The organism is Protofrankia sp. Cj3, from assembly GCF_917627355.1.
In the GTDB taxonomy this organism is placed as follows: Bacteria; Actinomycetota; Actinomycetes; order Frankiales; family Frankiaceae; genus Protofrankia.
Window position 1 is genome coordinate 27870 of record NZ_CAKJTR010000003.1, and the last position, 11916, is coordinate 39785.

An 11916-nucleotide genomic window follows, 5' to 3' on the forward strand; every position below is an offset into this window, starting at 1 on the left:
ATAGTGACCGTACGCGGCAGATGTGACGCGGACAGCTCGTACGATCAGCCTATGGCCCGGTCCTCGGCATCCCCTCGCCGACGACTTCGCCGGATGGAGGAAACTTCAGCGGGCGGGCTCGTACTGGATGACCCCTCAGAAATGGCCAACGCAGCGCTGATTGCGCGCCGTGACCGCCATGGCCGGCTGTTGTGGCCGCTGCCGAAAGGGCATGTCGAAGGCGGCGAGACCGCGGAACAGACAGCGGTTCGGGAGGTGGCGGAGGAGACTGGTGTGACCGGACAGGTACTCGGTCGGCTTGGCACGATCGGCTTCTGGTTCGCAACCGGATGGACGCGCGTGCGCAGAACCGTTCACCATTATCTTCTACTACGGACGATCGGGGAACTGTCGGACTCCGATATCAAGGCCAGCGAAGTCGCCTGGGCCCCAGCGGCGAAAATAGCGGGGCTGCTTGTCCACGCCGACAAACGCAGGCTCCTGTCCCAGGTGCCGAGCATCCTCACGGACGTATCGTGACAGAATACGGTTACCGCCTGACGATCAGAAGTGTTCGGATAGCCATCCTGATCATACTCTCAGTATCGGGATTGATACTGAACGCAACAGCTGTCCGTGCCCAGCCGCACTCGTCGTCCACCGGGCCTGTACGGATATCCACAGGATATACGCATGTATCCACAGCCTTGTCCCCAGGCAAAGCACAACTTCCGAGCCCGCGATTGGCTGGCTCTTCACCCGCGGCTTCAACGACCGCCACACCCTCCCCCAGCCAGCCCGTTCGCATCGCCATCGACGCGTTCACCCAGATCGCGAGTATGCAGATCCCGCCGAAGGTGACCGGTCGCCTGGAACTCACCGACAGTGCCCAGGTTTCCAGTCTTGAGGTGCGAGTCGACCTCGGACGTCCGTTGTCCAGTCGCAGTGACCTCGCGAACCTGCGCGACAGTACCGCGGCGGCGGCCGCGGCCAGCTATCCGACGCCGGTTGTCGCCCAACCGATAGCGAACCCACTGATACCGGGCGCGCCGCCGGTGACGTTCACCGCAAGTGCCAGCCCGGCCACGCTGAACCTGCCGGCGGCACTGCGGGTGTACCCGGTGCGGATCGCCGCGAGCGGAACGGTGAACGGCCAGCGCAGGATCGTCGCGACGGCCTACACCTTCCTGGTCTGGGCTCCCCTCAACGTCACCGCACCCACACCGATCTCGGTCGTGCTGCCGCTCGCGGATGTGCCGCGGCTACGCGCTGACGGCCGGCTGAGCGACGATGGCCTGACCGACCTCATCGCGCCGGGCGGCCGCCTCGACATGTTGCTGAACGCGGTCGTCCCCGCCCGGGGCGAGCAGACCTCGACCGTCACGCTCGCGGTTGACCCGGTGCTCGTGCAGACACTGAAAATCATCGCTGACGGACCATACGAGGTAGCCACACCATCCGGTCCGAGCCCCCGGCGCCCGGACCGGAACGCCACGATCTTTCTGGCAAAACTGCGGGCATTCGCGGACGCGGGTGGAACGGTCGTCGCTCTGCCCTACGGCGATGTCGACGTCGTGGCGCTGGCCCGGGCGCAGGAGTACCACAGCATTCTGGTGGCGTTACTGACCGGCCAGACCGTCGTCGCGAACGCGATCGGCCGCCCGCCGGACACGACGATCGCCTACCCCAGCGGCGGGCTCATCGACCAGACCACGCTCGACCTGCTGCGTCGGATGGGCATTACCACCGTAATCACAGATTCGCGGTTGCTGCCCCCGAAGGAGCCGGACAGGGGCTACACACCCGCGGCCATCACCAATATCGCGACCTCGGGCGGTGTCGCCCATGCGCTGGCCGCCGACACGGAACTGGCCAGGCTCGCGACCGGGCCCACGGCTCTGCCAGACTCACCGACCCAGGCAGAGTCGTTCCAGGATCTCGTCGCCGAAATTGCCATGATCACTGCGGAACGCCCGGGACTCGCCCGGGCCCAGACGCTGGCGCTGCCGCGTTACTGGGACCCACCGGCCGACTGGGCGCAGAAGGTGCTGGGCGGCCTGTCGACCCCGTTTTCCAGGCCGGTGCCCCTGGCCTGGACACCACCGGCGGGGCCGGCAGCCGCGAACGGCGAACGCGGCCCTCTCGGCTACCCGGCCTGGGCACGGGCAGCCGAGCTGCCGGCCAGCCGGATGATTGCCGCGGAAGATCTGCGTAGCCAGGTGCAGTCCCTCAAGTCCGTCCTTTGCCCACCGGGCTCGGGGCCATCTGGCATACGCAACTGCGTCGCCGCCGGCATAGACGCGATGGAGAACACACTCACCGCCACCGAGTCCGTCGCCTGGCGTGCCGGCGCCGCCGGCACGGACGGCGCGGACACCCTGAGCGCGGGTGTCGCCGGTGCGGTACGCGCCCTGCGGGACGGCGTCCGGATAGTCGCGTCCCGGAGCGTCTCGCTGACAAGCAAGCATGGCAAGGTTCCGGTCACTCTGGAGAACAACACCACATTCACCGTCAGCGTGGTTCTGTCCCTGGCCTCCACGGACCACTCACGGCTACGATCAGCAAGCAAATTGGCACTTACAGTGCCTCCTCTCCAGAAGGAGCAGGTCGAGGTCGACGTCAATGCTGAAGGCGCCGGTACGTTCCCGGTGAACATCCAGATCCTCACCCCCGCCGGACGGCCGCTGTCGGCCGACCCGCCGCTGCGGGTGCTGGTGAAGTCGACGGTCTTCGGGGTCATCGCGGTGGCGATCACTGGCGGTTCCCTGGCGGTCCTCGTGCTCGCCGTGGCGATCCGGCTGGTCCAGCGGCTGCGGGTCCTGCGCCGTCAGCCGCCCGGCGGACCGCCTCCGCCAGCCGCCCCTGTCCCGGCTGCGGCTGCGGCTGCGGCGAGGCCGGCATCAGTATCGGGATCACGGTCACTACCGATGCCCGGGAGCCCGGATGACCCGGATAGCGGAGATGATCCGGACACGCTGGAATGCGCCCGCCGGCTGCTTCCCGATGCTGCCGGACGCGACCCGCGGGCCAGCGAGCGCGAGGAAAGCGCGCACCGGAACGACGAGTACCGGAACGACGATCTGGAACGGCTCATCCGCGCGACCAATACCGTCAGGAGACAGGCAACCGTCAGGAAGCAGGGAACCACCAGGAACGAAGGAGCACGGTGGTGACGGCCGGACCCGGAGACGAGACCAGGAAACCGCCCGCCCGGCACCGCAGACGGCCCGGCTTCGATCCCGCCGGGCCGACGGTGCGGACAGCCGGCCCCATCGGTGCTCCACCGACCGGACAGCCGACCGGACAGCCGACCGGACCCCGGCGCCTCCCACCGGAACGGGAAACATACCCGGCCGGACCCGGCCGGCAGACCGGCGAGCAGCCGAAAAAGTCCAGCGGACGCGGTGCGATGACCCTGGGCCGAGCCAGCGGGACGATGGCAATCGGCACGGTCGCCTCCCGGGCCTCGGGGTTCCTGCGGACAGTGGCGATCGCGACGGCCATCGGCACAGGCGCGGCCGGGGACGCCTACAACGTCGCCAACACGACCCCGAACATCCTCTACGATCTGCTGCTCGGCGGAGTGCTGTCCAGCGTCATCGTGCCGGTACTCGTCCGGGCCACCAAGGACGACCCCGACCGGGGCGAGGCGTTCGCCTCCTCGCTGCTCACCCTGGTGGTGCTGGCGCTCGGTGGGGCGGTGCTGGTCGCGATGGTGGCCGCCCCGCTCATCGTCAGCGCTTATCTCGCCGCCGGCGGCGCTGAGCATGATCTCGCCGTGACGTTCCTGCGCTGGTTCCTGCCACAGGTGATCTTCTACGGCCTGGGCGCCACGATCGGGGCGATCCTCAACGTACGGCAGTCGTTCGCCGCGCCGATGTTCGCGCCGGTGCTCAACAACCTGATCGTGATAGTCACCTGTGCGGCGTTCGTCCTCGTGCCCGGACCGAGGCCGCCCACGGTCGGCGGGATCAGCGATGCCCAGGTCACGGTGCTGGCCGCCGGTACGACCCTCGGTGTTGTGATCATGACGCTCGCCCTGTTGCCGTCGCTGCGGGCGGTCGGCTTCCGCTACCGGCCGCGGCTGGATCTGTCCCACCCGGGGCTGCGCCAGGCAGTACGCCTGGCCGGCTGGACGCTGCTCTACGTGGCGGTCAGCCAGATCGGGTACCTGGTCATTGTGCGGCTGTCCAGCTCCGCAACGGCATATACCGTCTACACGTACGGATATCAGATCTTCCAGCTACCCTACGCAATCATCGCCGTATCAGTGATCACAGCGCTACTGCCACGGATGAGCGCGCATGCCGCCGACAATCGGCGCGACCTCGTCCGTCAAGATCTTTCCACCGGAATGCGCCTGGCCGCGGTCGTGATCGTGCCCGCGGCGCTCATGTTGCTCGCGCTGGGACGCCCGATCGCGGTCACGGTCTTCAATCACGGCGCCGTGAGCTACGCCGGCGCCCTGCGGATCGGCGACACCCTCTCGGCCTTCGCCGTCGCCCTGGTGCCGTTCTCGTTGTTCCAGGTGCAGCTGCGTGCCTTCTACGCCCATCAGGACAGCCGTACACCCGCGCTGATCAACGTAGGCGTCGTGGCTACCAATATCGTTTGTGCGCTTGCGCTGAGCTCGCTGCTGCCCGAGAAACACCGCCCGGTTGCGCTGGCGCTCGCCTTTGCCGCTTCCTACCTGGTAGGTGTCGCCGCGTCGTCCACGCTGTTGCGGGCCCGTCTCGACGGCATCGACGGCGGGCGGATCTCTCGCATGCTCACCCAGGTGACCATCGCCGGAGGCCTGAGCGCGGTGCTGGCGGCCGTGGTTGCCTGGGGAGTGCGCGTGATCATCGGTACTGGCTGGCTCGGATCCGGCGTAAGTGTGCTCCTCGCCTGTGCGGTTGGGGTTATGATCTATCTCACGGCTATTGTCAGGATGCGACTGGCGGAGATGGCGGCGCTTGTCACGACCGTTCGTGGTCGGTTCGGTTCCCGATCGGCGCACTGATCCCAATCGCGACTGGTGCAATCACCGATCGCCAGGCCGGAGACTCGTACACTGAACAGGCCGCATCCGGCTACGACAGCCGGGCGCGCCGGTGATGACGGAGGCACAGTGGTCGACGGGCACAACCGACCGCCGTTGGCTGACGTCAATGAAGATGTGACGAGCAGCTCGACCCGCGGGGCCGATACCATGGCTGTACCCGCTTCCTCCCCGCAGCCTCCGGACGAGACCGGCCCAATGCCGCCGCCGGGGCCTGACACGCTGCCGATCAAGACCATGCTGGACGGCCGGTACCAGCTGCTGTCAGTGATGCACACACGTGGTCCGGTCACCCTGTGGCGTGGCGACGACCGCATCCTCGCCCGTTCCGTTGCCGTCCGCGTGGTGCAGCACTCCAAGCCGGATGCGCGTGACTCCGCGGCTGCGGCACGTGATCGAGCCGCCGAGATGCTGCTGTCCGCCGCCATCGGCTCCGGCCGGCTGGTTCATCCGGGCGCGGCGTCGACCTACGACGCCACCTCGACCACTACCGACACCGGCCCGGTGTCCTACGTGGTGAGTGAATGGGTGGAAGGCGTCTCCCTGCAGACGCTGTCCGCCGAAGGCCCGCTGCGGCCAGACCAGGCCGCCACGGTGATGCTGGCCGTCGCGCGGGTACTGGCCGCCGCACACGAGCGTGGCATCCACCACGGCGACCTGCGGCCCAGCGATGTCATCATCTCCGGGCACGGCATGGTCAAGGTGGTCGACCTCGGCACCGGTTCCGTCGTCGCCGCGCTGGAGAAGGGCGCCCACAGCCAGGCCGAGCCATGGGCTGACTCGGCCGACCTCGCCACTGACGATGTCCGGGCAATGGGTGGTCTGCTGTATTCGGCGCTGACCGGACGGTGGCCACTGAAACGCGAATGCGGGTTGCCCACGGCCCCGCGTACCAGTGACGGACGGACATGCTCACCGCGCCAGGTCCGGGCGGGCGTGCCGCGGAACCTCGACGCGCTCACCCTCGCCGTCCTCGGGGACGATCGGGCGAGCCGCCCGCCGATCGCATCCGCCGCGGAGCTCGCCGAGGCGCTCGAGGAGATCGCGCCACCCGAAGGCACCCTGGACCTCGGCCGGGTCCGCATCGACGACGAGCCGCCGATGACCCGGGCCATGACTCCCGGGCCCATCACCTCGGGGTACGCCACTGCCGGGTACGCGGCGGACGCTGCCGGGGTGGGCCCAACCGGCGGTCACGCGAGCGGCGGGTACCGCGGCGGCAACGACGGGGGCGCCTATCCGGTCAGTGGCGGCCGTCTCGACAACGGTGCCTATCCGGGCGGAGGCCTGGGCCGACTGCCCGCGCGGCAGCGCGGCGCGGCCCGGCGCCGCGGCGAGTACGGCTCGCCCTACCGCCAGGGAGCCTTCGCCTCACCACGCCGCGTCCTGGCAATCATGGTCGCGCTGCTGATCACCCTTACTCTGATCATTGTTGCGGCGATCGTGCTGACCCGGCAACCGCAGCAGAAAACCCCGGCCCCGCCGGGGCCGACCGCGTCACCGACCACTCCGGTAGGTGTCCTTCTCCCGCCCCCGACCGCCACCGCGTTCGACCCCCAGGGGACGGACGGCGACGAGAACAACAGCGAAGCGCCGAAGGCGGTGGATGGGAACGCCGCCACGGCTTGGACGACGAGTGGCTACAACAACACCGACGGCAGGCAGTTCGGCGGACTCCCCAAGTCCGGGGTAGGTCTTCGGCTGGACTTCGGCCAGCCTGTCACTATTCGTAAAATGACAGTTACATTTGGCGGCGGTCCAACCTCGTTCGAGCTGCGGGCCGGCGACGCGGTCGTCAACGACGTGAACAGCTATCCGGTCGTCGTCGGCGAGACCACCGCCGCGGCCGGCACAGCCGACGTGCCGGTACCGGCCGCGGCCGGTACCCACCGGTACTGGGTTGTGTGGCTGACCAAACTGCCGACGGTCTCCGACGGACGATTCAAGGGGTCGATCGTCGACATGTCCTTCCACTCCTGAAGCCGCGGCCCACCCGCACGTCGTCCCATGACCTCTTCCGAGCCGCCTGCGGCCGAGCCGTTCACGGTGGACATCGACGACGCCGCGCCCGTCCCGGCGACGGACCGGACCAGGCGGGATCAGGAGCTGCTCCGCCGGCACGCCGCCGGGGACCCGGAGGCGTTCGCCGCGCTGGTTCAGGCCCACGGCAACCGCCTGTGGACGGTCGCGGTCTGCATGCTGCGGGACCGCGAGGACGCCGCTGACGCCGTCCAGGAGGCCATGCTCTCGGCCTGCCGGGGTGCTGCCGCCTTCCGGGGGGAAGCGTCGGTGGCGACGTGGCTGCACCGCATCGTGGTCAACGCCTGCCTGGACAGGCTGCGCCGCCGTGCGGCCCGACCGCAGGTCCCATTGCCCGCGGACGGCAGGGGCGAACTGGCCGAACCACGCGATGTCATCGCTGAGGGCGAGACCCGGCTGGCCATCCACGCCGCGCTTGGCCAGCTGCCGGAGGCACTGCGGCTCGCCGTGGTACTCGTCGACGTCCAGGGGCATTCGGTCGCGGACGCCGCCACGCTGCTCGCGGTGCCGGTGGGCACAGTGAAAAGCCGGTGCGCGCGAGGGCGCGCAAAACTGGCTGTAATGCTCGACTACCTGTGTCCCGGGAACCCTGCGGCCTTCGATTCCGTCAGTGAGAGCAGGCACGTTAATGCGTCCGAAGCGGCCGGAGGAGGTGATCGGCAATGATAGCTGATCAACATCCGGATGTTGAGCGCCTCGACGCCTACGCCGAGGGCAACGCCGACGTCGACGGCAACGGTTCGTCATCCGGCGTGGCGCTGCATATCGGAGCCTGCCCGCAGTGCCGCGAAACCGTGACCGCGCTGCGGCGGGTGCGCCGGGATCTGGCGGCGCTCGCGTCGGTGACCATGCCTGAGGATGTCGCTGAAAGGCTGCGCGCCACTCTGGTTTCGGAACGGAACGGCCGGTTGCCCGGCAGCCGTGACTCGGCTGCCGGGCAACCGCCCCCATCCGGCTCATGGCGACCGGGCCGGCATCCAGGCCGCATCCACGGCCGGCTCAGCAGCCGGCTCAGCAGCCGGCCCACGCGGATCCCGGCCTGGTTCACGGCGGCGACCTGTCTGATCATTGTTGTGGGCATGGTCGGCCTCATGGTGGCTCTGGCCCGCCAGCCCGGCCAGAGCGTGGCCAGTGCGAGCGGCGGCGAGTTGCCAGCACCACTGACGACACCGTTGCCGGCGCGGGCTCCCGGCGCGGACGCGGGAGACAGGTCCGCCGGTGAGGCCGCGTCCGCGCCGGTCTCGGACGCGGCCGGGCCCGCCATCCTCGCGCACACCGGACACCCGGTGAGCATGGCCGAAATTCCCCAGCACGCGCTCGATCTGGTAACCGGGCGGATACCGGGCACGTTGCGGGCACCGCTGCGTGCATATGACGCCGCCACGGCCGGCCCATCCACCGCGGTCGCCGCTGTCATCACCGAACTGACCCGGCCTGATCTGCGCCTGTGCTATCTCAGCCTGGCCACGCAGATAGGCGGGAGCATCGCGGCCCTCGATCTGGTGACCTTCAACGGCCAGCCAGCCGTCCTGGTCGTCCTGTCCGTCCCGACCGCCGCCGACCGGCTCCGAGTGATCGTGCTCGACGAACGGTGCAGCGTCACCAACCTGGCGGCAGCCCTGTGGTACAGCACAACCGCCTCCCAGTAATGCTCTTTTCTCGGTCGCTACCGGCGCGATGATGTCCTTACGCTCCTGACCGGGCCGAGCCGGAGTGTGACCGATTCCCCGGGAATCGGGTGTGCGGCGGAACGGTTGTGGCATGCGCACGGCCTCGCCGGCAGCCGTCGGCGACCTGAAAGGACAGGTGGAGATGTGACCGCGCAGAGCAACGGGAATGGATCGAACAGTCCGGATGTGCACGACGTCGTGATCATCGGATCCGGCCCGGCCGGCTATACCGCGGCGATATACACGGCACGCGCGAACCTGCGCCCGCTGGTCTTCGAGGGGGCCGTCTCAGCCGGAGGCGCGCTGATGACCACGACAGAGGTGGAGAACTTCCCGGGCTTTCCCGAGGGCGTCCAAGGCCCCGAACTCATGGAGAACATCCGCGGCCAGGCCGAACGGTTCGGCGCGGAGCTCGTGGCCGACGACGTCACCGCGGTCGACCTGCGGGTTGACCCAAAGATCATAACCGTGGCGGATGAGACCCACCTGGCCCGCACCGTGATTATCGCCACCGGTTCGTCCTACCGCATGCTGGGCATCGCGGACGAGGCCCGCCTCCTTGGGCACGGCGTGTCCGCATGCGCGACCTGTGACGGGTTCTTCTTCAGGAATCAGGACATCGTCGTCGTCGGCGGCGGTGACTCGGCGCTGGAGGAGGCAACGTTCCTGACCCGCTTCGCCCAGTCCGTGACGATCGTCCATCGCCGGGACCGGCTGCGGGCAAGCGCGATCATGCAGGAACGCGCCAAAGCCAACCCTAAGATCCGCTTTCGCTGGAACTCGGTGGTCGTGGCCATCCGCGGCGAGGACAAGGTCACCGGCATCCAGGTGCGCGACACCATCACGGGGGAGACCGCGGAGATCCCAGCGACCGGCCTGTTCGTCGCCATCGGCCACGAGCCCCGGTCGGAGCTTGTCCGCGGGCAGCTCGAATGTGACGACGCCGGGTACATCATGGTGGACCACCCTTTGACCAGCACCAGCCTTCCGGGTGTCTTCGCCTGCGGCGACGTCGTCGACCACATCTACCGGCAGGCCATCACAGCGGCGGGCACCGGCTGCGCGGCGGCGCTGGACGCGGAGCGTTGGCTGGCCGCGCGGGAAGACGGCGGCGAACCCATACCGCGGGTACCCGCGGAGGCTGTCGCGCCGTAGGAGCGCCCGGCAACATGGTGTGGATCAATGAGCGGAGCTGGGGTGCGGGCATCGCGAGGCGGCGGAGGGAGCCATCAGAGGTGGTGGGTGACGGCCGGCGAGCCCGAGCCGGGGTACCCGTGCGTCGCGCGGCGATGGACGGGGAGCGATGACGCGAGGTGCGTGCCCTGGCCCCGCGACGCCGCGTCCCCTATTGCCGGGCGCAGGTGCCCCCTGGCCGCGGCTCACTGATCGAAAGCCCGATCTCACACACGCTCTAAAGGCCTGATCCGGTGGCGTCGTCCTGACGCCATCCCGGTAGCAACGATCAAAAGGAGATCATCATGGCAGGGATAACCAAGCCCGTCACCGACAGCACATTCGCTGATGAGGTCCTGGGAAGCAGCGTGCCCGTCCTGGTCGACTTCTGGGCGGAGTGGTGCGGGCCGTGCAAGATGATCGCTCCGGTTCTGGAGGAGATCGCGGCCGAGCATGGCGACAAACTGCGCGTCGTCAAGCTCAACATCGACGAAAACCCACAGATTGCCCGAAAGTACCAAATTATGTCAATACCCACCATGGCGGTTTTCGTGAACGGCGAGCTGGACAAGAGCATCGTCGGCGCGAAGCCGAAAGCGGCTCTTCTGCGAGATCTTTCCGCCTACATCTGAGAACCCGTTTTTAGATCTTCATTCGGGAGAACTCAGGGTCCCCGGATAGCGGCTTCACCGCTATCCGGGGTTAGCCTGTGTCCCCGTGACCCGTCCGTCAGTAGATCCGAGTGGTAACCGTGGGACGAGACTGCTGCGTCTCGGCGACCGTGATCCCTCCGTCATCGAAGTACGCGCCGCATTGATCTCCCTGTCGTTCCTGCCGGCCGCGCCACGCCAGCCAGCCACATCGCCGGTGCCTCCGGAAGACCGGAGACTGCGCGACCGTAGCTCCTTCGCCCAGCCGGGGGCCCAGGTCACGGACCCTGCCGACACACGCAGGCCCGATCCGGCACCGGCCGACGGGTCCCTGTTCGACGAGGCCCTGGATGACGCCGTCCGCGCGTTTCAACAGAGCCGAGGCCTGTCCGCGGACGGCGTCATCGGCCCGGACACCTTCCGGGTGCTGGACGAAGCCCGTCGCAAACTCGGCGACCGCCTGCTGTACCACAGCATCAACCATCCCCTTATCGGAGACGATGTGGCAGCGCTACAGGAACGGCTGTCGAACATGGGATTCGACGTAGGGCGGGCGGACGGCATCTTCAGCTCGCAAACGGAGACGGCGCTGAAGGACTTCCAGCACAACCGGGGACTGGAGCCGGATGGCCGCTGCGGACCGTTGACGCTCCGGGAGCTGAAGAAGCTGGAACGAACCGTTGTCGGAGGCCGTCCGGACGTGCTTCGGGAGTCCGTGCGACTGCTCCAGCGGGGTCCCTCCCTGCTCGGCGTCGTGGTCGCGATCGACCCCGGGCACGGCGGAGAAGATCCGGGGGTCACCGTCGGGAATCTGTGCGAACGTGACCTCATGGCCGACCTTGCCTCTCGGCTCGAGGCACGGCTGTTGACCTCGGGACTGGAGGCGTACCTCCTGCATGGTCCGCACGAGTCGCCGGACGACTCTGAACGTGCGCATCGGGCGAACGAAATCGGCGCCGACCTTCTCCTGTCGTTGCATGTGGACGCGGGCAGATCCCCGTGGGCGCAGGGGGTGTCGTCCTACTACTATGGCCACGCCCGAGGATCATCAGCCGTGGGTGAACGGCTGGCCGGACTTGTACAGAAGGAACTCGTATCACGCACTGATCTCGTCGACTGCCGCACCCATGCCAAGACCTGGGAGCTCCTGCGGCGGACGTTGATGCCGACCATCCGCACGGACCTGGGCTACCTCACGAACGCGCACGACGCCGCGGCGCTCGAGTCGCCGGAATTTCGGGCCACCGTCGCCGAGGGCATCCTCGCCGCGGTACAGCGCCTGTTCCTGCCTCCGGATCTCGACCCACCCACAGGACAGCTACGGGTACCGACACTTGCCTCGCGTACGGTCCGCTGAGACCTC

The 11916-nt window shown here is 68.2% G+C and carries 9 protein-coding genes; all 9 read left to right on the forward strand.

Annotated elements, in window-relative coordinates:
- Positions 1 to 93 precede the first annotated feature (93 nt).
- The 9 genes from MJ783_RS00810 (at position 94) to MJ783_RS00850 (ending at position 11910) form a co-directional block, all read left to right on the forward strand.
- Positions 94 to 519, forward strand: coding sequence for an NUDIX domain-containing protein (locus MJ783_RS00810; protein ID WP_239307947.1), 426 nt, complete (start codon positions 94 to 96; stop codon positions 517 to 519).
- Entirely contained in the window at positions 516 to 3152 is a 2637-nt protein-coding gene (locus tag MJ783_RS00815) for a DUF6049 family protein (RefSeq protein ID WP_239307948.1), read from the forward strand. The genes MJ783_RS00810 and MJ783_RS00815 overlap by 4 nt, the downstream gene beginning before the upstream one ends.
- A 236-nt stretch (positions 3153 to 3388) precedes the next feature.
- The gene (gene murJ, locus MJ783_RS00820) at positions 3389 to 4981 is read left to right on the forward strand and encodes a murein biosynthesis integral membrane protein MurJ (RefSeq protein WP_239307949.1); all 1593 of its coding nucleotides are present in this window, start codon (positions 3389 to 3391) and stop codon (positions 4979 to 4981) included.
- Positions 4982 to 5218: 237 nt separating this feature from the next.
- Positions 5219 to 7000, forward strand: coding sequence for a protein kinase family protein (locus tag MJ783_RS00825; RefSeq protein WP_239307950.1), 1782 nt, complete (start codon positions 5219 to 5221; stop codon positions 6998 to 7000).
- 27 nt (positions 7001 to 7027) lie between these two features.
- Positions 7028 to 7726, forward strand: coding sequence for an RNA polymerase sigma factor SigM (sigM, locus tag MJ783_RS00830; RefSeq protein WP_239307951.1), 699 nt, complete (start codon positions 7028 to 7030; stop codon positions 7724 to 7726).
- Positions 7723 to 8709 (forward strand): anti-sigma factor, encoded by a 987-nt coding sequence (locus MJ783_RS00835; RefSeq protein ID WP_239307952.1) that lies wholly within the window; start codon positions 7723 to 7725, stop codon positions 8707 to 8709. Before sigM ends, MJ783_RS00835 begins: the two co-directional genes overlap by 4 nt.
- Before the next feature lie 165 nt (positions 8710 to 8874).
- Entirely contained in the window at positions 8875 to 9885 is a 1011-nt protein-coding gene (gene trxB, locus MJ783_RS00840) for a thioredoxin-disulfide reductase (RefSeq protein ID WP_239307953.1), read from the forward strand.
- Between the two features lie 323 nt (positions 9886 to 10208).
- On the forward strand, positions 10209 to 10535 hold the full coding sequence (gene trxA, locus MJ783_RS00845) for a thioredoxin (RefSeq protein ID WP_239307954.1): 327 nt from the start codon (positions 10209 to 10211) through the stop codon (positions 10533 to 10535).
- Positions 10536 to 10620: 85 nt separating this feature from the next.
- The gene (locus MJ783_RS00850) at positions 10621 to 11910 is read left to right on the forward strand and encodes an N-acetylmuramoyl-L-alanine amidase (RefSeq protein WP_239307955.1); all 1290 of its coding nucleotides are present in this window, start codon (positions 10621 to 10623) and stop codon (positions 11908 to 11910) included.
- Positions 11911 to 11916 lie beyond the last annotated feature (6 nt).

Bases quoted from the DNA above. Each gene is read 5' to 3' on its own strand.
- MJ783_RS00810 (WP_239307947.1), top strand. From the start codon at position 94: ATGGAGGAAACTTCAGCGGGCGGGCTCGTACTGGATGACCCCTCAGAA.
- murJ (WP_239307949.1), top strand. From the start codon at position 3,389: ATGACCCTGGGCCGAGCCAGCGGGACGATGGCAATCGGCACGGTCGCC.
- MJ783_RS00825 (WP_239307950.1), top strand. From the start codon at position 5,219: ATGCCGCCGCCGGGGCCTGACACGCTGCCGATCAAGACCATGCTGGAC.
- sigM (WP_239307951.1), top strand. From the start codon at position 7,028: ATGACCTCTTCCGAGCCGCCTGCGGCCGAGCCGTTCACGGTGGACATC.
- MJ783_RS00835 (WP_239307952.1), top strand. From the start codon at position 7,723: ATGATAGCTGATCAACATCCGGATGTTGAGCGCCTCGACGCCTACGCC.
- trxA (WP_239307954.1), top strand. From the start codon at position 10,209: ATGGCAGGGATAACCAAGCCCGTCACCGACAGCACATTCGCTGATGAG.